Here is a 20,702-nt window from a genome sequence, read left to right on the forward strand (position 1 = left end):
TTTCGTCCTCAGTGCAGGTTGTGTTGAGAGCCGGTGCCCTCTTCGTCCATCAGGCCGTGGCCTGTGCGGAAACGGTCGAATGTATGCTTCTTGGCAACCTCGTGCGGTTTGTCCTCGGCCATCAGATGCGCCATGCACCAGCCGGACGCAGGGACAGCTTTGAAGCCACCGTAGCACCAGCCGCAATCCATGTAGAGGCCGTCGACCTTCGTGCGGTCGATGATGAACGAGCCATCGGGGGTCATGTCCATGATCCCACCCCAAGAGCGCAGCACTTTGGCCTTGCCGAGGGCGGGGACAAGCGCCATTCCGGCCTCCATCACATGCTCCATCATCGGCAGGTTGCCCCGTTGGGCGTAGCTTGCGTAGAAATCCAGATCGCCGCCGAAGACCAAGCCGCCCTTGTCGGACTGGCTGAGGTAGAAGTGGCCCATGCCGAAGCTGACGACGTGATCGACAGTGGGTTTGAGGCCTTCGGAGACGAAGGCTTGCAGGATGTGGGATTCGATGGGCACTTCCAGCCCCGCCATGGCAGCGACTTGGGAGGAGCGGCCGGCGACAACGATGCCGACGCGCTTGGCGCGGATTGCTCCGCGCGAGGTTTGGACGCCTCGGACCACGCCGTCTTTCACGTCGATGCCGGTGACCTCGCATTGCTGGATCAGGTCAACACCAAGCTGGTCAGCGCCGCGGGCATAACCCCATGCGACCGCGTCATGGCGCGCGGTGCCGCCGCGCGGATGGTAGAGGCCGCCATAGACGGGGAAGCGGTGGCTCTCGAAATCGAGGTATGGCAGGTGTTTGCGCACGCCGTCGCGGTCGAGCAGGATCGCGTCGTCGCCCTGGTTGCACATCATGTTGCCGCGCCGCGCGAAGGCGTCGCGCTGGCCGTCGGAGTGGAACAGGTTAATGAGGCCACGTCCCGAGTGCATGGTGTTGTAGTTCAGGTCTTGCTCCATGCTTTCCCACAGCTTGAGGGAGTGGGAGTAGAATTCGGAATTGCCCGGCATGAAATAGTTGGCGCGCACGATGGTGGTGTTGCGGCCGATGTTGCCGCCGCCGATATAGCCGCGCTCCAGCACGGCGATGTTTTTGATGCCGTGGTTCTTGGCCAGATAGTAGGCCGTGGACAGACCATGGCCGCCGCCGCCGATGATGATCACATCGTATTCGGATTTCGGTTCAGGGTCGCGCCAGACGGGTCGCCAGCCCTTGTTTCCGGTCAGCCCCTCTTTGAGGATTTGGAAGGCGTTGTAGCCCATGCGTCTCTCCCGTGATCATCACGGGTAGCAAAACAGCAAAACGGGCAGAACGAAAGGCCCTGCCCGACATTGATTTGTTTTGCAGCGACGAAAACGCCGTATGCACCTAGCAGCTTGGCACGTCGGTGCCGTTATCCCATGACAGGCAGGACGCGAAGCGCGGGGATGTAACCACGAAGTTTTCGAACACGCGGTGATCCCAGCCTACGTTGAAGGCGGGGTTATAGTCGGTGAAGGTTTCCACCAGAATCACCGTCTCGCCGACCGCCATCATAGGAATGCGGTTCTTGAACGAATGCGCTTTCACCTTTGCGTTCGTCTGCTCCGACAGCGCGGATTTGCTGGAATGCGACCACAAAACGCGGTGCTTGGAGCCGCTCCATGTCAGGCTGGTAACCCGCATCGCAGAGCTGCCGGTGGTGTAGGCCAGCCGGTCGTAAAGCTGCTGCAAGTTGGTGATGTATTCTTCGGTGACGCCTTCGGTCCGACGCGACAGAATATCGCCGATCGTGTAGGTCGCCTTCAACGCCATGTTGCGGTTCTTGAAGCCGTCAAAGAACACGAAGCTCCCGACAAACCAAGCCAGCAGCAAGGGCAGGATCATAACGGCCTCGACCGTCGCGGAGGCCTGCGTGTCACGAACAAAGCGCGCAAAGGGGGCTACAGCCCGAGAAATTAAACGCTTCATGATCCGCTCCCGACCCAGTTGTTGGGTTCAACCGCAAAGGCAGACATTGCGATCATGTTCAAGCGATCAGGCGTCGAGTTCCGTGTCAGGAACGCACCCAGACCCGCCACTTCGAAGAACGGCTTTATCGACATACAGGCACGCACGAAAACCACTTCGTTACTTTTCGTCGGACTGTCGAATTGCGTCACCGGGATCACGTCATTTCCGTAGTCGCGGCACTGCGCGCCTTCGGCAGGGAACGTCCAGCTGGCACCGGATACATCGGACAGACGCACCAGCTCGATCGTCAAGTCATCCATGCAGTGGTTGGCCAGGATCACCGTTTGCGAACACAACAACTGCTTCACCTGATCTTTGGTAAAGGCCCGGTTCTCGGACAGACGCATTTCGCGAACTGAAACGTCCAAAGCGCGGTCAAACATCATGTAGCGTGTCATGAGCAACCCGAGTTCAAAGACAACCATGAACAGCAGGAAGAATGCGGGGAACAGGATCGCGAACTCGATCGTAGCGTTGCCGTCCTCGCGCCCCAAAAGTCGACGCCATGTCCGGACGAGCCGGGAAGGCTTTCTATAGGTCATTGGATGAGCCTCAACTGGTTAATTGTACGCGCGATGGCACCAAACGCGTCACTGATTTCAACACCTTCCACAGCGAAGAAGTGGCTGTCGGAGGTTGCGCAATTGTTCATCACACCTTTGGAATAAGGGTTGTCGTTGATTTCGAAACCGATGGTGAAGATCACGATCCCGGCGTTACGCGATGCCTGACAGACAGCGGCCAGCCGGTCATCTGCGATACCCGAATAATACTTCTTGTAGTAATAGTCGCCACGGCTGTTCCGGTAGACGTAGTTATACAGGTAGTACCACAAGGTGTACTTGGCCCAGTGCTTATACTCGGACGTCGAGTTGTAGGCCCAGTCGCGGATACGATACTGGTCAACATTCATCCCGTCGGTCATCAGCACGATAACCTTAACGGTTTCAGACGCTGGCCCCGTATCGTTCGCATCGGTCATATAGTCCGCCGGACGGCCTTCGAACACCGGATCCACGTCACCCGCCGCGATCATCGAGCTTACGATTGGACGCATGCTCGGGTCGAGCAGGGCAGCGCCCCACTTCATCGCGTAGTGGATACCTGTCGCCGTGCGTGGACGGTAGGAGTCGATGACATTCTTCAACGACGCGTTGTTGTTCTGGAAGGCCTTGATCTCCTCGGTTTCTTTATCCGAGCACCAAGGGTCCTGAATTTTGTAATTATAGCTGGAGCCGTAGTAACTGCTTGAATACTCATAGTGCTGCGCCTGCTCGTACTGCTTGGTAAAGCTGAGAGCGACCGAGTTGAAGTCACTTGCATCAAACTCTACACAGTAGGAATAATCGTGCTTCTGGTCGACGTTGAGCGCATTGAACAAAGTCTCGCCCGCATTGGTCTGACCTGTGTAAGGAATGACCGAAATCGACACCAGATCTTTGGTATCCGGCGTGATCAGCGTATCAACGAACTCATCCGCCGCGCGCTGCATGTTTTCGATCTTGTCGTTGTCATCCATCGAGCCCGAAATATCGAGCACCAGTGAAATCTCGACATTGTTGATCCGCTCCTCGGCGGCACCACCGGCGGGTGCGTCGATGCTTTCAATGCCCACCATGTTGAGGAACATGCTGTTAACTGTACTGGTGGCATTTGCTGTAACCGTCCGGTAGTTCAGCCCTTCCTGAACGTCCACATCCAGATTGTAGTTGTTCAACCCGGATTTCGCGAAATAATCTTCGACCACTTCCTGCGGGTCGTTGGTTTGGTCCAAATCGGCCGCTGCAAGAACTGCGCGGTCCAATGTAGCTTGCAGACGTGTCCGCATGTTTTCATGGCGCATGAAGTCGATGGCCATACCCGTGGCGATCAACGTCATCATGAAAATGGTCAATCCGAAAATGATCATCGTGCCATTTTCTTCCCGCGCAAATCCGCGTGTCCGGCCCGCAAGCCGCTGCTTTATCTGGTCGAGCAGCCCAGTTTTCTGGCCTGCACACACAGAGGCGTTTTCACTCTCTTTACGCATGTCACTCATGACTGCCCTTCCTTGGTGCCAGCACGCACCGATGTCCCCGGACGCAATTCGTCCATGGGCCAATAAGCCTGATCACTGTGGCTACAATTTGACGAAATCAGGCATAAATGCGGCGGTTAACAGGTATTTTCAGCAACTTTTCAGTGGTTTAGCGGTCATTGTTCCCGCCACCGCATCAATGAGCAGACTTATCCACGGAATCAGTCCGACTCCCCATTTTAGTTTTATTAACCACTTACTTTACGAAAGAAGCCCTACTAGGCTGAGTTCTAATGTCGCACAAAATTTAAGCGATTTATTAACACCTGCCGTGACAGGAGAGACGCCATGAGCACACCTAACGAACCCTCCTTCCGTGAATCCGTCGAATTGATGTTCAACCGGGCCGTGGCCCTGATGGACCTGAAACCGGGGTTGGAAAACAAAATCAGAGTCTGCAACGCCACCTACACCGTTCGTTTCGGTGTGCGGCTGCGCGGACATATCCATACCTTCACCGGTTACCGCGCAGTCCATTCCGAACATATGGAACCGGTCAAAGGCGGCATCCGCTTCGCCCCCAACGTCCATCAGGACGAAGTGGAAGCACTCGCGGCACTGATGACGTTTAAATGCGCCTTGGTGGAAACCCCTTTCGGCGGCTCCAAAGGGGGGCTGTGTATCGACCCGCGCGAATGGGACGAGCATGAGCTGGAACAGATCACCCGCCGCTTCGCCTATGAATTGGCAAAGCGCGACCTGATCCACCCCAGTCAAAACGTGCCCGCCCCCGACATGGGCACCGGCGAGCGCGAGATGGCGTGGATCGCCGACCAATACGCGCGGATGAACACGACAGACATCAACGCCCGCGCCTGTGTGACGGGCAAACCGCTGAATGCCGGTGGTATCGCGGGGCGTGTCGAAGCGACGGGCCGAGGAGTGCAATACGCGCTGCAAGAGTTCTTCCGCTATCCCGAGGATATCGCCATCGCGGGTCTTGACGGAACCCTTGAGGGCAAGAAGATCATCGTTCAGGGTCTCGGGAATGTGGGCTACCACGCCGCGAAATTCCTGTCCGAGGAAGACGGCTCTTTGATTGTCGGCATTATCGAGCGCGATGGCGCGCTGACCAATGAAAAAGGCCTCAACGTCGAAGCCGTGCGCGCGTGGATCGCGGAGCATGGCGGCGTGAAAGGATGCCCGGAAGGCACTTACGTCGAGGATGGGGCCAGCATTCTGGAAGCGCCGTGCGACATCATGATCCCGGCGGCCCTTGAGGGCGTGATCAACCTGTCTAATGCCGAGCGTGTGCAAGCACCGCTGATCATCGAGGCCGCGAACGGCCCGATTACAGCCGGTGCCGACGAAGTTTTGCGCAAGAAAGGCTGCGTGATTATCCCTGACCTGTATGCCAACGCGGGCGGTGTGACGGTGTCCTATTTCGAATGGGTCAAGAACCTGAGCCACATCCGTTTTGGCCGGATGGGCAAACGTCAGGAAGAGGCGCAACACCTGCTATTGATCAACGAGCTGGAGCGCTTGTCTGCGGATAAGGAACTTGGCTGGGAATTGAGCCCCGACTTCAAGGCGCGCTTCCTGCGTGGCGCGGGCGAGATCGAGCTGGTTCGCTCCGGTCTCGATGACACCATGCGCACGGCCTATCAGGCGATGCGTGCCGTATGGCACGGGCGTGATGATGTCGAGGATCTGCGGATTGCGGCTTACCTTGTCGCCATCGACCGTATCGCCAGCAGCTACCGCGCAAAAGGTCTGTAAACGCAATCGGCAGGGGGCTTTGGCGCCCTGCCCGCCGACGCTCTACCTGATGCCGTCGAGATCGACGATGCCGTCGCGGGTCGCAATCATTGCAGCCAAGGTATCGGCCATCAGCTTGCCCTCTGCGCCAGAGGTCAGACCGCCGACACCGACCCGTTTCCCGAACCGCCACCACAAACCCGGAGCCCATTGGCGCGGATAAGGCGTTTTCAAAGTGACCAGAAAACCGTTCGACGGCTTGAAGGCAAAAAAGCTGCGGTCCACCTTCACCACATCATCCATGCGGAAAATCACGCGCCCGTCGGACAGGCGCAGTTCTTCCTCCGTTAGCTCGATCATATGGCCGGTGACATCCCACATTTTGTAGCCGCCATAGATCGAGACGACCCCGATCAACACCAGCAAAAAGACCAGATGGAGCCCTTCGGGTGGCTGCGTAATGACAAGATAAAACAGCAGCGCTCCAAGCCCGTACAATACGGCGGTGCCAAACATGCGACGCGGCGCGGACGGAACCAGCCCTGCAATCACCTCGGATCGTGTGTTGGTATCGGCATCTGACATCGCGTTCACTTCCTGTTATCTCCGTCCCGCTTAGCGTGAGGCATCGCCAGACGCCAGCCTTCACCCGCGATGCGGCACAACCTCGTAGCCCGTCTCCTCCGGCTCGTCATCAACCATTTCCGCTGGAAAGCCCGGCGCGGTGATGTCGAGGCCCGTCGCGTCTTCAAGCCGTTTGATGATGTTCGGGGACAACTCCCGCGCGCCATACCGTGCGATCCCGTCCTTGAATATCTGGATCATCAGCGGGTTCATCTCCAGCGGCACTCCGGCGCGGTCGGCGACATCCTGAAACAGCCCGATATCCTTCAAAACAAGGTCCATTGTGAAGGAAATGTCTCTCGAGCCGTTCAGGATGACCTGACTTTCCGTCTCGTGCACGAAGGATGTGCCGGACGAAATCTTCATCGCCTCATAGGCCACGTTAAGGTCCATCCCCGCGCCCTTGGCCACGGTCAGGGCCTCGGCGCAGGTGATCAGATTGGCGGTCGCAAGGTAGTTGGTCAGCACCTTCAGGACAGACGCCGACCCCAGATCGCCCGTGTGCAAGACACGGCGCCCCATGGTGGTGAGCAGGGGGAGAATACGCTCGAACGTAGCGCGGTCGCAGCCGGCGAAAATCGAAATGTTGCCGGTATCCGCGCGGTGACATCCGCCCGAGACGGGGCAATCGACCGCCGCTGCCCCCGTGGCCAAGATCTTCGCGCCCAGCCTTTTCACCTCCGCCTCGTCGGTCGTGGACATTTCAAGCCATATCTTGCCCGGACCTGCGGCCTCCAGCAGCCCATCCTTTCCCTCCACCACAGCGGCGGAAATGGTGGGGTGCGGCAGGCAGGTGATGACGATGTCGCAGACTTCCATCAAAGCGCGCGGGCTCTCCGCGGATTTCGCCCCCTTGGCGACCGCAGCGGCGACAAGCCCGTCATCCAGATCGCGCACGGTGACATCATGTCCGTTGCGGATAAGGGAGCCGGAAAGCTTACCCCCGACATTTCCCAGCCCGATAAATCCAATTCGCACGATATTTCTCCCTACAATTTTTGGAAAAGTGGAAGTTCGCCCGCGCCCCGTCTGTCCCAAAGCCGACATTGTGCGCCCGCGAACGGACCCTGCGCGGTGGCGTGAGATTGTCGCAACGCCCCGCACACCCTACCTTCCAACGCAAAGGAGGCACATCATGTCTATCAGACCAGTCACATCTACATCTGCCGCTGTTCCAACCTTGGAGGGCGCAGGTGTCAAACTTCACCGCGCATTCGGGTTCCAGGATCCGACGATGCTGGACCCGTTCCTGCTGTTCGATGACTTTCGCAACGAGCGCCCCGAGGATTTTGTCAAAGGCTTCCCGTGGCATCCGCATCGAGGCATCGAGACGATCACCTATGTGCTGAACGGCACGGTGGATCATGGTGACAGCCTTGGAAACGAGGGCACTTTGGGCGCGGGCGATGTGCAATGGATGACGGCGGGGTCCGGCATCCTGCATCAGGAAATGCCCAAAGGGAACGCGCAGGGGCAGATGCACGGCTTCCAGCTTTGGGCCAACCTGCCGGGGTCGCTGAAGATGACCGCGCCGCGTTACCAAGACGTTGAAGGCAAAGACATTCCCGAGGTCATCGACGATGACGACACCCGCGTGAAGGTGATCATCGGCGAATTCTGGGGGAAACGAGGTCCCGTGGACGGTATCGCGGCGGACCCGCAATATCTGGACGTTTTCGTTCCGGCGGGTGTGCGCAAGGTGTTCAAGGTCGACACCTATCGCCGCGCCTTTGCCTATGTCTTTGACGGCTCGGGGTCGTTTCGCGACGCCTCCACCCCGCAAGGTGTGCTGTTGGAGAAAGAGGTCATGGGCGAGGAGGTCAACATTCGTGATATGTCAGGCGACAGAACGCTTGTTCAGTTTGGCACCGGTGACGAGGTCACGGTTCAGGCGGGTGACAAAGGTATTCGCTTCCTGCTGATCTCCGGCGCGCCATTGGAGGAGCCGGTGGCATGGCACGGCCCGATCGTGATGAACACGCAAGACGAGCTACTTCAGGCAATGCGTGACCTGCGCAACAACACGTTTATCAAGCCCGCGCATTAGATGTAGCCACGCCAGCGCAGCACCGCGATTGCGACGCCCGCGATCAGGATGATCTGCACGATGAAGCTGGCCGCAAACCCGAAGAGGGCCTTGGTTTTCAAGGCCTTCTCGTCGATGCTTTCCAAGTACATCAGGCATATTTCATAGCTTTCGCTCACCTGCTGCGGATCAAGGCGTAGCAACATCTTGGGCTCTTTCGCCATCCGCTCGGCATTCACCAAATCCTTGGCTGCACGCCTGACGCGGCCAGGCAAGGCGCGCCCAGCACGCCGCACCCGCGCCTCAAGCGACGCGCCGCGCATCCCGAGCTTCTCGTGCAACAGCGCCGAAATCCGCGCTACCAATTGATCAACGACTACCTTTTCCATATCTCCTCTTAGCCCACTTCCACGGGCGGCGGGAAGCTGCTAGTGCTTTGTTTATGCTTAATTACACCACATATGGCGCAACGGGCGCTGCGCGGCCCCTGCTGATTGCCCACGGATTGTTCGGCTCTGGCCGCAATTGGGGGGTGATCGCCAAGCGCCTTTCGGACCGGGGAGAAGTGAACGCCGTCGACATGCGCAACCATGCACATAGCTTTTGGGACGGCAGCCACAGCTATGAGGCGCTTGCCGACGATCTGGCGCAGGTCGTTGAAAAGACGGGCGCTCCGGCGGATGTGTTGGGCCATTCCATGGGCGGCAAGGCGGCGATGGTGCTGGCGGTGACGCGACCGGAGCTGGTGAATAAACTGGTCGTCGCGGATATTGCGCCGGTGGCTTACACGCATACGCAGATGGTCCCGATCGAGGCGATGCGAAAGGTGGATTTTTCGACCGTGGAGCGGCGGGCGGATGTTCTGGAGCAGATGACGCAACTGGAGGACGGCTTGCCGGAATTCCTCGCGCAATCGGTTGATGTTGCAGGGAAAAAGTGGCGGCTGAACCTTGACGTGCTGACGGACGAGATGGGCAAGATCATCGGCTTCCCCGACGTAGAAGGCAGCTTCGGCGGTGATGCGCTGTTCTTGTCCGGTGGCGACTCGGATTATGTCACGCGGGACCACCGCACGACGATCAAGCCGCTGTTCCCGAACGCCAAATTCGCCAAGATACCCGGCGCGGGGCATTGGCTTCACGCGCAAAAACCCCGCGAGTTCGAGGCGAATGTCAGGGCGTTTCTGGACCGGACCTAGACGATCTTCGAGGTGATCTGCTTGGTGATCCACCACGTGACAGGGATCGAGACCACGAACCCCACGGCGGAGACGACGACGATCGGCACCAAGGTGTCGTAGCCCATTGTCAGCGCCGCGATGATCAAGGTGCCTGCGACACTGGTCGCGATCATGGAATACAGAATGGCTGCGAGGCGGAACATGGGCGGAACTCCTTGGTCGTGGTTTACGCGGGTGTCTATAGCGCGCGGCGGTGCGCAAAACTTTGATCTGGGTCATGTGGCGGGCTCGGGTTGGAAACCCGCCCTATGCTTACCCGATTGACCTTGCTAGATTACGCCAAAATCGAAGCAGAAAGGATCACCCAGATGATCACCCGATTGAGTTTGATAGGCCTTGCCGTGGTATTCGTGCTCGCAGGCTGCGAGACGGTTGAAGGCATCGGCCAAGACGTCAGCGGAGCGGCGCGGGCGGTGAAGCGGGCGTTGTGATTGAGGGGTGGTAATCTAGCGTTTTCCGCCAATCCACCAGACTGCTATCCTTAGATACGGCACCTTTACTGAAGCCCAGTCGATGTAGTTCCTCTGGAACTACATCGACTGGGCTTCATACGTCAAGAGATTTTCCAGTGATTTTGCCCTATCGACGATCTGAAACAATTCGTCAACGCGGCTCCTTATCTGCCTTAAGGCAGATAAGGAGCCGCGTTGATCTTGTCAATCTATAATTTTTAATTGCCTCTTAACGTTTCTGAGCCTATGTGGGAGATAGGCCTAGCCTACGAGGTCATCGTTATGATGGCTGAAAGAACCCAGCTTACGAGCTGGGTTTTTTATTTGTCGAAGCAATAGTACTTAATACCAAGGCTGTTTTTTTCGGCTTCTGAGATCATGTTATCAACTAGCTTCTCATCTTCGCTTAGCCTTTTGTAAGGTCGGCATTCTGAATTGTAGCCTCCCATGCATAATGGCCATAAATAAAGATCAGCGAGTTGCATCAACGGAGATGACTTCGCTTTCGTTCTGAATTCGTATAGCGAGTGCGCTAGATCAACTGTAGATGATGGTGCGTATTTTTTGGATGTTTCTTTAGCAAAGGGCATCCCTTGCTCCCGCATTTCGATGAAGTATTCCTTTATCAACCTGTCTGTCTTTTTGTCAGCCCGTTCGATGTAAACTCTCAGCTTTGCATCGTTAGTCGATGCTATCTTCGCAGCGCGTTCAACGCATATGTTGAAAGCGGACTTACACAACAACCAGCGCTTATCTTCATCGTACTTTTTCAAGTACCTTGCGTTGTAGCCAGGCCTATCAATAACGCACGCCATACCGTGAACCGGAATGTCACGCATCAAACAGTACAGCTCCTCATAGAAGCGCGACTGTTCTCTCGTCTCGAGTGTTCTAATGAACGCAAAATTACTTGCCCGCGCCCTTATCTCAGAAGAATGCAGCGGAACCTCAAGTGACCACTTTTCGCAAAACACTCTATAGTTTTGACGAATAATTTTCTCTTTATCCTCGTCAAATAGGATACCTCCGAGAGCAAACCAATCATAACCGTGCTCAGCTTGTCGTCCCACCTTACGTGTGGGGTGCCGAGCACCTGAATCGTCCAAACATAAAATGTAAGTTTTGGGCAAACTTGTTCTCAATTATCCATTTTCAGCGCCGAAATGAACGCTTCCTGAGGGATATCAACTTTCCCGAACTGGCGCATCCGTTTTTTACCGGCCTTCTGCTTTTCCAGCAGCTTCTTCTTGCGCGACGCGTCGCCGCCGTAGCATTTGGCGGTCACGTCCTTGCGCATGGCGGCCAGCGTTTCGCGGGCGATGATGCGGCCCCCGATGGCGGCCTGGATCGGGATTTTGAACATGTGGCGCGGGATCAGGTCTTTCAGCTTCTCGACCATGGCGCGGCCACGGGCCTCGGCGCGGTCGTGGTGGACCATGATGGACAACGCGTCGACCGGCTCGTCATTTACCAAGATCTGCATCTTGACCAAGCGGTCCTCACGGTAGCCGGTCATCTGGTAATCGAAGCTGGCGTAACCCTTTGTTACCGATTTCAGGCGATCGTAGAAGTCGAACACAACTTCATTGAGCGGGAGGTCATAGACAACCATCGCGCGGCTGCCGGCATAGGTCAGGTCCAACTGGATGCCGCGACGGTCCTGGCACAGCTTCAGCACGTCGCCCAAGTATTCGTCAGGGACGAGGATCGTCGCCTTGATGCGCGGCTCCTCCAAGTGATCCACATGGGTCAGGTCGGGCATATCGGCGGGGTTATGCAGGTCGATCTTCTCGCCGTCGCGCATGTAGACGTGGTAAATCACCGAAGGCGCGGTGGTGATGAGGTCGATGTCATACTCGCGCTCGATCCGGTCGCGGATGACCTCGAGGTGCAGCAGGCCAAGGAAGCCGCAGCGGAAGCCGAAGCCGAGCGCGGCGGAGGTTTCCATTTCATAGGAGAACGACGCGTCGTTCAGGGCCAGCTTTTCGATGGCGTCGCGCAGGTCCTCGAACTCGGAGCTATCCACGGGGAACAGGCCACAGAACACCACGGGTTGCGACGGCTTGAAACCGGGAAGTGCGTTTTCGGTGCCCTTCTTCTCATGGGTGATGGTGTCGCCCACGCGTGTGTCGCGCACCTGCTTGATGGAGGCGGTGAGGAAGCCGATTTCGCCGGGGCCAAGCTCGGGGATTTCGGTGAGGGCGGGTTTGAACACGCCGATACGGTCCACATGGTGGGTGGAGCCGTTGGAGAGCATCTTGATCCGCTCGCCCTTTTTCAGCACGCCGTCAATAATGCGGACAAGGACTATGACGCCGAGATAGCTGTCATACCATGAGTCCACCAGCATCGCTTTCAGCGGCGCGTCGCGGTTGCCTTTGGGGGCGGGCAGACGGTGAACGATGGCTTCCAGCGTCTCGTGGATGCCCTGCCCCGTCTTGGCGGAAACCTGAATGGCGCCGGAGGCGTCGATGCCGATGACATCCTCGATCTGTTCGGCCACGCGGTCACAGTCGGAGGCAGGCAGGTCAATCTTGTTGAGGACCGGCACGATTTCGTGGTCCGCGTCGATGGCGTGGTAGACATTGGCCAGCGTCTGGGCCTCGACCCCTTGGGACGAGTCGACGACCAGCAGCGAGCCTTCGACGGCGCGCATGGAACGGGACACCTCGTAGGCGAAATCCACGTGACCCGGTGTGTCGATGAGGTTGAGGACGTAGGCCTCCCCGTCATCGGCCACATAGTCGATCCGCACGGTCTGGGCCTTGATGGTGATGCCGCGCTCGCGTTCGATATCCATGCTGTCGAGCATCTGCTCTTTCATGTCGCGCGCAGCGACCGTGTTCGTCTCTTGGATGAGGCGATCAGCGAGGGTCGATTTACCGTGGTCGATATGCGCCACGATGGAGAAATTGCGGATTTTTGAAAGCTCGGTCATGGAGGAGGATATGATTTGCTTTGAGGGGTTGGTCAAGGTGCCTGTTGCACAAGGCACGCTTTCGACGGCCCTGTTTTGACTGATGTTTGACGGGGTTTGACAGTGCCCGCGAGACGGATGTCCCTTCCAGTCCGGAATTGCCCAAAATAGCACCCGACCGGCACCGTGTCAGAGGGGAGCAATCCGGCCTATTTGGTCATTTAGACCCAGCCCTGAGCGCCAAACCGGAAAGGCACATATCAGGCAGAATCACTCCCCCTTCAAATCATGGCAACAATGTGGCGGTGGTTGCCGTGACGGAAACAATGAGGCCTCCCCTAGCGGTTTAGCTCACGTATCACACCAGATATAGCCCGTAACATACTGAAAAGTGGCGAAAACTTGACGACATAAAGGCATTAATGGACAGTTAACGCCTCTGTTCTGCTGCCCTTCCATAAGGATGTTTTCAATGTTCCGAATTGCCCTTGCGAGCCTCTGCCTCGTGACTGCTGCCCCTGCGTTCGCCGGTGACCAGTCGCTTTATCCGCATGTTCACACCAACACGCCGATCGTCGGTAGCTACACCAACCCGATCAACTACCGCCCCCACAACGCCGCTGGCGACAACAGAGGGCGCGGGTTCGTGGAAGCCGAAATCGTGCGGTCGGGGGGCTATTCCGAAAGCAACACCAAGTATCTGGCCTCGACCCGGTCGGGTGCCGGCTCCATTCTGGCGGATGGTCCCGTGACCGAGGTTTTCGTCGAGAACCTGCCAGCGCTGAACGGCACCTACGCGCCACGTCGTGTTTTGCTGGGGTCGAACCTGCCCAGCAACTAAGCGATCAGGTCTTACAAAATGTGAACGCCGTGGTGATTGAATTTGCCACGGCGTTCGTCATATAGTCCCCGAAACAAACGAGCGCGAGACACATCGCGCCATAGGTCATGGAGCGGGACTATGGGTTTCAAACTAGCAACACTTGCCATCGTGATGGGACTGACATCAGGAGCAGCACTCGCGGGTCCGATTGAACGCGCCTGCCTGAAAGCGGACCGCAAAGCCGCGTCACGCCCCTTGTGCAACTGCGTGCAGCAGGTGGCGGACCTGACGCTGGACAACAGCGATCAACGCCTTGCCGCCAGCTTCTTTGCCGATCCGCACCGCGCGCAGGTGATCCGCCAGTCGGACAACAACAGCCACGAGAAGTTCTGGAAGCGCTACAAACAGTTTGGCGCGAACGCCGAAAGTTACTGCCGCGCCGCCAGAAGCTGAGACACCAGCGCATCCGCGCAGGTCTCCAGCATCGCGATGACCGGCTCGAACTTGCCTGTGTAATAAGGGTCAGGCACCTCGACGGATACTTGTTTTGGCGCGAAGGATGACATCAAAACAACCGGAACCGTGGACCCTGACGGCCGCAGCGCTTCGATATCCTGACGATTGGTCTCGTCCATTGCGACGATCAAATCGAAGGCGTCAAAATCACCAACCCCGATCTGTCGCGATATCTGGTTTTCGATGTTGTATCCCTTGAGCCGCGCCGCCACCACAGCCCGCGCATCGGCAGGATCGCCGACATGCCAACCGCCGGTCCCGGCGCTATCAAGTTCAAGTTCAATCCCGGCGTCTTGCGCCTTCGACCTTACAATGCCCTCCGCCAACGGCGAACGACATATGTTGCCCAAACAGGCAAACAATATTCTTCTCGTCACTACAATAGCTCCCCAGCTAAGCTTCTGTAGTGCGTCAATTGTCAATTTGGATCAAGTACTAAGGATGAATTAATCCAAACAAGCGGAAAGAGGCAGCCCTTTGGACGGGGCTGCCTCCGGAATTTAGCTGTCGCTGGCGTTACCGTGACCCGCACCGTGTCCAGCGCCATTGCCCTTCTTGCCATGTTTCATCATGCCATGGCCTTTCATCGGCTTACGCTCCAGATCGACCGGCACCATCACTTCCATGTCGCCAGCCTTTTCGAAGGTCAGCGTCACGGAAACCATGGCACCCTGCTCCAACGAGCCGTTCAGGCCCATCATCATCACGTGTTTGCCGCCACGTTCCATCTCGATCATCTCGCCCGCCGCAACGGGGAAGCCTTCCTCGACATGGACCATCTTCATAATCCCGTCGCTTTCTAAGTGGGTGTGCAGCTCCACGCGTTTGGCCGCAGGGGACGCAGCACCGATGAGCCGGTCATCGCTGTCGCTCATATTCATCAGCGTGATGAAAGCCGCGCCGGTCTTGGCGTTGGCACTGGCGCTACGTGCATAGGAATCGGTGACCTTGAAGGCCATGTCACCCGCGAAGGCGGCGGTGGAGAGAGTGGCGGCAAGCATGGCCGCAGAGATAAGTTTCAAAGACATGGAATATGCCCTTTCGTCTGAATGAGTGTTTGTAGATTTGAGAGTTTTAGGCCAGATCACCCAACAGGCGGGGCGCGGGCTTTCAGCGCGTCCTTGTCCATCCGGACATAGGATTGGCTGGCCTCGGCCAGCACCAGATCAATCTTTTGCGCAGACCCGAGCAGCACCAAAAGCGGCGTCGGCCCTTCGGCCAGCACAACCATTGTGCAATCGGGGCAAACCGGCGCGGGGTCAACCTGCTCGCCATTGGCATCAAGCAGGATCGTTTGCAGGCCGGAGCCGTTGCAGATCACCACCGCCTGCGCGCCTGCATCGCGATCACGCATCACGGCCATGGCACCGGTGGTGGCAACCATGGTGAGCACAAGAAATGCTGCAAAGAGACGGCGAACGAAGATCATAAGGCTTTCAATACGATGCGTGAGCGACAGAGCCAATATGCCAAATCGCCCCTCACGCAACGTTGTCCCAGATCAAACGAAATCGGCCCCGCCCGTAGGGGCGAGGCCGCTTCGAAAGCGATGTGCGTTGGCCTTAAGCTTCTGCTTGGGCTTTCGCGATATCTTTTTTGACTTTGAGCGCCTTGGAGGACAGCTCGGCGTCTTTGGCTTTTGCCATGAACGCGTCGAGGCCACCACGGTGGTCAACTGTGCGCAGGGCAGCAGCAGAAATGCGGAACTTGAAGCCGCGACCAAGAGTCTCGGACATCAGGGTGACGTCGTTCAGGTTCGGCAGAAAGCGACGCTTGGTCCGGTTTTTAGCATGGCTGACATTGTTGCCAGTCATCGGGCCTTTGGCGGTGAGATCACATACGCGCGACATGTGCGTTTCCTTCCGGGTCTTAAACAGATGAAGGCACCGCCCTTGCGATGCCCTGAATTCGGTCTGCGTGGAATAGGCGGAGATTCTTAGGGGGTCAAGTGGAGAATAGGTGTTTTGACGCGGGAAACACCCTGTTTCTGACGGTTACGCAGCCAGAACTGCGACTCATCCACCATAAAGCTGCATTTAAGGGTCACAACACCCGTCTAAGACAGGCTGTCGAGCATTTTGGCAGCCGCACGATCAGGGGACAACGCGCCGTCAGCGACCTCTTGCGCAAGGGTTTTCATCGCCGCCGCTGCGGCCTTGTCAGAACTGATCCGCGCCAAAAGCCCAGCGCGCACGGCCTCCTCGAACCAATGCACCCCTTGGGCCTTGCGGCGGGCATCCCAATGACCATGCTCTTTGCGCCAGTCGCTAAGCGCTCGCATGTCCTGCCATGCTTCCTCCAGCCCCAAACCCGTCAGCGCCGATACAATCCGCGCCTTGGGGAACCCGTCAGGGTCTTGCGCGCGCTTACGCAGCAAGCGCAACGCACCGGTATAGTCGGCCTGCGTGCGCACCGCGGCGGACTTCAGGTCGCCATCGGCCTTGTTCACCAGGATCAGGTCGGCGATTTCCATGATGCCACGTTTGACGCCCTGCAACTCGTCCCCGCCAGCGGGGGCCAGCAACAGGATAAACAGGTCGGACATCTCCGCCACCATTGTCTCGGACTGGCCGACACCCACCGTTTCGATCAACACCACATCGAAGCCCGCGGCCTCGCACAAGGTCACCGCCTCACGGGTGCGCCGCGCCACGCCACCCAGATGGGACTGCGACGGCGAGGGCCGGATAAAGGCATTCGGGTCGCGCGACAGCAGATCCATGCGGGTCTTATCACCAAGAATTGATCCGCCCGAACGTGTTGAACTGGGGTCCACGGCCAGCACCGCCACCCGAAGCCCCTGCCCCGTCAGATGCAGCCCGAACCCTTCGATGAAGGTCGATTTCCCGACACCCGGCGTGCCGGACAATCCGATGCGCAAGGCTTGCGGCGCATCAACGCGCAAGGTGTCAATTAAGGCCAAAGCCTCCGCCCGGTGGTCGGCGCGTCCACTTTCCACAAGGGTGATTGCACGGGCCAAGGCCCGTCTGTCGCCGCCCCGTATCTTTGCCGCCATGTCTTCAATATGTTTCAAGGATGGGCGATCTTTCGCTTGTTTTCCCCGCAACTTGGGGTGTTATCCGGTGGTTTGAGGACCAATATGCCCCGAGAGGCATAAGTGATGCAACGAGGCTAAAATATGAAGCAGTTTTTTAAAATCTTGGGCGTTTGCGCCCTCCCCCTGGCAATGACCGCGCCCCAAATGGCTGCGGCTGACGGAACGACGGATGCCGTGTTCTCCGTCGCCATTCGCGGGATCACCGCAGGCACCCTGACGGTCAAAGGCTCCGAGAACGGCGGCGCGTATAATGCCTCTGGCGTCTTGCAAAGCGGCGGGCTCGTCGGGTTGGTGGCCAAGGTGAAATACACCGCCAGTTCCAGCGGACGGGTCAGTGGCAGCAATTTCAGCCCCTCCCGCTATGACGAGAAGGCCGATACCGGAAAGCGCAAATCCTCTGCCTCAATGACCTACAAGGGCGGTGTTCCTTCCGTGTCGGATTATGTGGCGGGGCCGAACGTGGTTAAACCGTCGACCCAGAAAGGCACCGTGGACCCGATGACCGCGCTCTACGCGGCATTTCGTGACGTGAACAAGGACGAAGTCTGCAAGCTGAACGTGAAGATGTACGACGGCAAGCGGCGCTCGCAGGTGAAGCTGGCCACCCCGCGCGCCGAAGGGGATATGATCAAATGCGACGGCGAGTACCGCCGATTGGCCGGATTCTCGCCCGAAGACATGGCGGAAAAGGCACGCTTTCCGTTCAATTTGTTCTACGCCAAGACCGCCGATGGCCGCTACCGCGTGGAAAAGGTTGTGACCCACACGCTCTACGGCAACGCGGTGATGAAGCGGAAATAGACCTTCGCGCCAAGGCGCTGTATGCGGAGACATGAGCCTTCCGATTGAAGATGTAGTAGACGCCCTTGTCGGTCACATGACCGGCGGGGGCGTTTGCGTTTTGCAGGCCCCGCCGGGTGCGGGCAAAACCACGCGCGTGCCGTTGGCGCTGCTGGAGGCGGGTGCCTTTGACGGGCGGCTGATCATGCTAGAGCCACGCAGGCTGGCGACACGGGCGGCGGCGGAACGGATGGCGCAGAGTTTGGGCGAACCTGTGGGCCAAACCGTCGGCTACCGCATGCGCGGCGAGGCCAAGGTGTCGAAAACCACGCGGATCGAAGTGGTGACCGAAGGCATCCTGACGCGCATGATCCAGAGCGACCCTGAACTGACGGGCGTGGGCTGCGTGGTATTCGACGAATTCCACGAACGCTCGCTGAACGGCGATCTGGGGCTGGCTTTGACGTGGGAGGCGCGGGGCGCGTTGCGGCCCGATCTGAAGGTATTGGTCATGTCGGCGACGTTGGACGCGGAGCCGGTGGCCGAGTTGCTGGGCAATGCCCCCGTGGTCACCTCCGACGGGCGTGCGCATCCGGTGGAAACGCGCTGGCTGGAGCGACCGCTGCATAAGGATACGCGGTTCGAAACCGCAGCGGCCGATCTGGTGAACCGCGCGGTGAGCGAAACCAAGGGCGGCGTCTTGGTGTTCCTGCCCGGCGAAGGCGAAATCCGGCGGGTGATGGGAATGCTCAATGTACCGAAAGGCGCTGTAATGCGCCCGCTGTTCGGCGCGTTGCCGTTCAAAGAGCAACGCGCGGCGATTGCACCGGAAGCGGGCGTGCGCAAGATCGTGCTGGCAACTTCGATTGCCGAAACCTCTTTGACCATCGAAGACGTCTGCGTTGTGGTGGACGCAGGCCGTGCGCGGCGGGCGCGGTTCGACCCCGGCTCGGGAATGTCGCGGCTGGTCACCGAGAAAGTCTCGCGGGCCGAGGCCACCCAGCGCCAAGGCCGCGCGGGGCGGGTTCAGGCCGGTATATGCTACCGGATGTGGACAAAGGCCGAAGAAGGCGCGTTGCCCGCGTTTCCCCCTGCCGAGATCGAGGCGGCAGACCTGACCGGCCTGACGCTGGAGCTGGCGAATTGGGGCGCAGCCCCCGCCGATCTGGCGTTCCTGACGCCCCCGCCCGAAGGTGCATTTGCCGAGGCGAAGGCCCTGTTGCAGATGTTGGGCGCGTTGGACGGGGACCGGATCACCGACCACGGGCGGGCCTTGGCCGCGATGCCGTTGCATCCGCGCTTGGGGCATATGCTGGCGATGTCCGGCGAACGCGGCCCTGCGCTGGCGGCTTTGCTGGCAGAACGCGACCCGCTGGGTCGCAACGCAGGAACAGACATTGCAGCACGGATGAAACTGCTGGCCGGTGCCGTACCCCCCCACGCCAATCGCGGCGTCATCGAGCGGGTGCGCGCGGAGGCCAAACGCCTCAAGCGCTTCGCAGGCAGCACCGAGCGCAGCTTGGGCGAGATGGCCGCCCTCGCCTATCCCGACCGCATCGGATTGCGGCGTCCAGGCAAGGACGCCCGATATGTGTTGTCGGGCGGCAAAGGTGCTGTGATCGACGGAAGCGACGGGTTGGCAGGGCAACGGCTGATCGTGGCGCTCGATCTGGACGGCGACGCGCGAGAGGCCAAGGTCCGTCTGGCATGTGCCATCACCGAGGCAGAGTTGCGCGGGCTATATGCGGACCAGATCAAATGGGTCGAGCTGTGCGAATGGTCGAAACGCGACCGCAAAGTGCTGGCCCGCAGGCAGGAACGCTTCGGGGCGCTGGTCTTGGACGACCGCGCATGGAAGGACGCCGACCCAGACCACGTCGCGCAGGCGATGCTGGAAGGCATACGCCAGTTGGGCCTCAATGCGCTCAACTGGTCGAAGCCCGCCCGCTACCTGCGGGCGCGGATCCAGTATATGCGCGAAGGGATGCCGGACTGGTCCGACGCGGGGCTGCTAGACAGCCTAGAGCACTGGCTCCTGCCCTATCTGTCCGGCGTTCGCTCGGCGGAGGACCTGAAAGCTGTCAACGTGGCGGAAGCCCTGCGCGCGGCACTCAGCTGGGACCAGATGCAGACGCTGGATTTGGGCGCACCGGCCAAGTTCACCACACCCTTGGGCCGCGATCTGGCGCTGGACTACGCAGACGGCGCCCCCGCCCTTGAGGTGCGCCTGCAAGAGATGTTCGGCGTCACGCAGCACCCGCGCACGGGGCCGGATCGTTTGCCGCTGAAAATCACCCTGCTCTCACCAGCCTCGCGGCCTGTGCAGGTCACGACCGATCTGCCGGGCTTCTGGGCAGGCTCTTATGCCGATGTGCGCAAGGACATGCGCGCCCGCTACCCGCGCCACCCATGGCCTGAAGACCCCACCATCGCCGACCCCACCTTGCGCGCAAAACCGCGCGGGACGTAAGCGGGCTGGACAGCACGGCACCTGCCGCT

General features: G+C 58.9%; 23 protein-coding genes. 8 read left to right on the forward strand and 15 right to left on the reverse strand.

What is annotated here, in order from left to right:
* Positions 1-8: 8 nt before the first annotated feature.
* The 4 genes from BDE40_RS08835 to BDE40_RS08850 all read right to left on the reverse strand — a co-directional run bounded on the left by BDE40_RS08835 (position 9) and on the right by BDE40_RS08850 (position 4,030).
* Positions 9-1,262 carry a sarcosine oxidase subunit beta family protein gene (locus tag BDE40_RS08835; protein WP_134014217.1) on the reverse strand — a complete coding sequence of 418 codons (1,254 nt, stop codon included), beginning with the start codon at positions 1,260-1,262 and terminating at the stop codon, positions 9-11.
* A 106-nt stretch (positions 1,263-1,368) separates the two neighbouring features.
* Positions 1,369-1,950 (reverse strand): TadE/TadG family type IV pilus assembly protein, encoded by a 582-nt coding sequence (locus tag BDE40_RS08840; RefSeq protein ID WP_134014218.1) that lies wholly within the window; start codon positions 1,948-1,950, stop codon positions 1,369-1,371.
* A complete protein-coding gene (locus BDE40_RS08845) occupies positions 1,947-2,534 on the reverse strand; it encodes a TadE/TadG family type IV pilus assembly protein (RefSeq protein WP_134014219.1) in 588 nt (195 codons plus the stop codon). Before BDE40_RS08845 ends, BDE40_RS08840 begins: the two co-directional genes overlap by 4 nt.
* Entirely contained in the window at positions 2,531-4,030 is a 1,500-nt protein-coding gene (locus tag BDE40_RS08850) for a TadE/TadG family type IV pilus assembly protein (protein ID WP_134014220.1), read from the reverse strand. The genes BDE40_RS08845 and BDE40_RS08850 overlap by 4 nt, the downstream gene beginning before the upstream one ends.
* Before the next feature lie 327 nt (positions 4,031-4,357).
* Here BDE40_RS08850 and BDE40_RS08855 point away from each other — a divergent pair, with 327 nt between their 5' ends.
* Positions 4,358-5,788: a Glu/Leu/Phe/Val family dehydrogenase gene (locus BDE40_RS08855; protein ID WP_134014221.1), complete on the forward strand. Its 1,431-nt coding sequence runs from the start codon at positions 4,358-4,360 to the stop codon at positions 5,786-5,788.
* Positions 5,789-5,830: 42 nt separating this feature from the next.
* Here BDE40_RS08855 and BDE40_RS08860 read toward each other — a convergent pair whose 3' ends face one another.
* Positions 5,831-6,352 carry a hypothetical protein gene (locus BDE40_RS08860; RefSeq protein ID WP_134014222.1) on the reverse strand — a complete coding sequence of 174 codons (522 nt, stop codon included), beginning with the start codon at positions 6,350-6,352 and terminating at the stop codon, positions 5,831-5,833.
* 60 nt (positions 6,353-6,412) lie between these two features.
* Entirely contained in the window at positions 6,413-7,369 is a 957-nt protein-coding gene (locus BDE40_RS08865; RefSeq protein WP_134014223.1) for an NAD(P)-dependent oxidoreductase, read from the reverse strand.
* Between the two features lie 157 nt (positions 7,370-7,526).
* On the opposite strand from BDE40_RS08865, the gene BDE40_RS08870 reads away from it, so the two are divergent.
* The gene (locus BDE40_RS08870; RefSeq protein ID WP_134014224.1) at positions 7,527-8,438 is read left to right on the forward strand and encodes a pirin family protein; all 912 of its coding nucleotides are present in this window, start codon (positions 7,527-7,529) and stop codon (positions 8,436-8,438) included.
* Here BDE40_RS08870 and BDE40_RS08875 read toward each other — a convergent pair.
* Entirely contained in the window at positions 8,435-8,806 is a 372-nt protein-coding gene (locus tag BDE40_RS08875; protein ID WP_134014225.1) for a hypothetical protein, read from the reverse strand. The genes BDE40_RS08870 and BDE40_RS08875 overlap by 4 nt on opposite strands.
* A 53-nt stretch (positions 8,807-8,859) precedes the next feature.
* On the opposite strand from BDE40_RS08875, the gene BDE40_RS08880 reads away from it, so the two are divergent.
* Positions 8,860-9,615: an alpha/beta fold hydrolase gene (locus BDE40_RS08880; RefSeq protein WP_134014226.1), complete on the forward strand. Its 756-nt coding sequence runs from the start codon at positions 8,860-8,862 to the stop codon at positions 9,613-9,615.
* On the opposite strand, the gene BDE40_RS08885 is transcribed toward BDE40_RS08880, so the two are convergent.
* Entirely contained in the window at positions 9,612-9,800 is a 189-nt protein-coding gene (locus tag BDE40_RS08885) for a CTP synthetase (RefSeq protein ID WP_134014227.1), read from the reverse strand. The two genes, BDE40_RS08880 and BDE40_RS08885, sit on opposite strands and share 4 nt — an antisense overlap.
* A gap of 105 nt (positions 9,801-9,905) precedes the next feature.
* Here BDE40_RS08885 and BDE40_RS08890 point away from each other — a divergent pair, with 105 nt between their 5' ends.
* Entirely contained in the window at positions 9,906-10,088 is a 183-nt protein-coding gene (locus BDE40_RS08890; RefSeq protein ID WP_246030400.1) for a hypothetical protein, read from the forward strand.
* Positions 10,089-10,429: 341 nt separating this feature from the next.
* Here BDE40_RS08890 and BDE40_RS08895 read toward each other — a convergent pair whose 3' ends face one another.
* A complete protein-coding gene (locus BDE40_RS08895) occupies positions 10,430-11,215 on the reverse strand; it encodes a DUF3800 domain-containing protein (protein WP_211342419.1) in 786 nt (261 codons plus the stop codon).
* Between the two features lie 32 nt (positions 11,216-11,247).
* Positions 11,248-13,047, reverse strand: coding sequence for a translation elongation factor 4 (gene lepA, locus BDE40_RS08900; protein ID WP_134014229.1), 1,800 nt, complete (start codon positions 13,045-13,047; stop codon positions 11,248-11,250).
* Between the two features lie 451 nt (positions 13,048-13,498).
* Here lepA and BDE40_RS08905 point away from each other — a divergent pair, with 451 nt between their 5' ends.
* Together BDE40_RS08905 and BDE40_RS08910 are read left to right on the forward strand one after the other, a co-directional pair.
* Positions 13,499-13,867: a hypothetical protein gene (locus tag BDE40_RS08905; protein ID WP_134014230.1), complete on the forward strand. Its 369-nt coding sequence runs from the start codon at positions 13,499-13,501 to the stop codon at positions 13,865-13,867.
* A gap of 153 nt (positions 13,868-14,020) precedes the next feature.
* Positions 14,021-14,302 (forward strand): hypothetical protein, encoded by a 282-nt coding sequence (locus BDE40_RS08910; protein ID WP_245814780.1) that lies wholly within the window; start codon positions 14,021-14,023, stop codon positions 14,300-14,302.
* Here BDE40_RS08910 and BDE40_RS08915 read toward each other — a convergent pair.
* The 5 genes from BDE40_RS08915 to meaB form a co-directional block, all read right to left on the reverse strand.
* The gene (locus tag BDE40_RS08915) at positions 14,278-14,742 is read right to left on the reverse strand and encodes a low molecular weight protein-tyrosine-phosphatase (RefSeq protein WP_134014231.1); all 465 of its coding nucleotides are present in this window, start codon (positions 14,740-14,742) and stop codon (positions 14,278-14,280) included. The genes BDE40_RS08910 and BDE40_RS08915 overlap by 25 nt on opposite strands.
* A 123-nt stretch (positions 14,743-14,865) precedes the next feature.
* Positions 14,866-15,393, reverse strand: a complete 528-nt coding sequence (locus BDE40_RS08920; RefSeq protein WP_134014232.1) for a copper chaperone PCu(A)C — start codon at positions 15,391-15,393, stop codon at positions 14,866-14,868.
* A 56-nt stretch (positions 15,394-15,449) separates the two neighbouring features.
* A complete protein-coding gene (locus BDE40_RS08925) occupies positions 15,450-15,794 on the reverse strand; it encodes a hypothetical protein (RefSeq protein ID WP_134014233.1) in 345 nt (114 codons plus the stop codon).
* A 133-nt stretch (positions 15,795-15,927) separates the two neighbouring features.
* The gene (rpmB, locus tag BDE40_RS08930) at positions 15,928-16,215 is read right to left on the reverse strand and encodes a 50S ribosomal protein L28 (RefSeq protein WP_134014234.1); all 288 of its coding nucleotides are present in this window, start codon (positions 16,213-16,215) and stop codon (positions 15,928-15,930) included.
* Between the two features lie 206 nt (positions 16,216-16,421).
* On the reverse strand, positions 16,422-17,381 hold the full coding sequence (meaB, locus tag BDE40_RS08935) for a methylmalonyl Co-A mutase-associated GTPase MeaB (protein WP_134014725.1): 960 nt from the start codon (positions 17,379-17,381) through the stop codon (positions 16,422-16,424).
* 171 nt (positions 17,382-17,552) lie between these two features.
* Between meaB and BDE40_RS08940 the strand changes: the two genes are divergently transcribed.
* Together BDE40_RS08940 and hrpB are read left to right on the forward strand one after the other, a co-directional pair.
* The gene (locus BDE40_RS08940) at positions 17,553-18,224 is read left to right on the forward strand and encodes a DUF3108 domain-containing protein (protein WP_162848064.1); all 672 of its coding nucleotides are present in this window, start codon (positions 17,553-17,555) and stop codon (positions 18,222-18,224) included.
* A gap of 31 nt (positions 18,225-18,255) precedes the next feature.
* The gene (gene hrpB / locus BDE40_RS08945; RefSeq protein ID WP_134014236.1) at positions 18,256-20,673 is read left to right on the forward strand and encodes an ATP-dependent helicase HrpB; all 2,418 of its coding nucleotides are present in this window, start codon (positions 18,256-18,258) and stop codon (positions 20,671-20,673) included.
* The last annotated feature ends 29 nt before the right edge of the window (positions 20,674-20,702 follow it).

Origin of the sequence: Litoreibacter halocynthiae, from assembly GCF_004365635.1 — a bacterium.
Lineage (GTDB): Bacteria > Pseudomonadota > Alphaproteobacteria > Rhodobacterales > Rhodobacteraceae > Litoreibacter > Litoreibacter halocynthiae.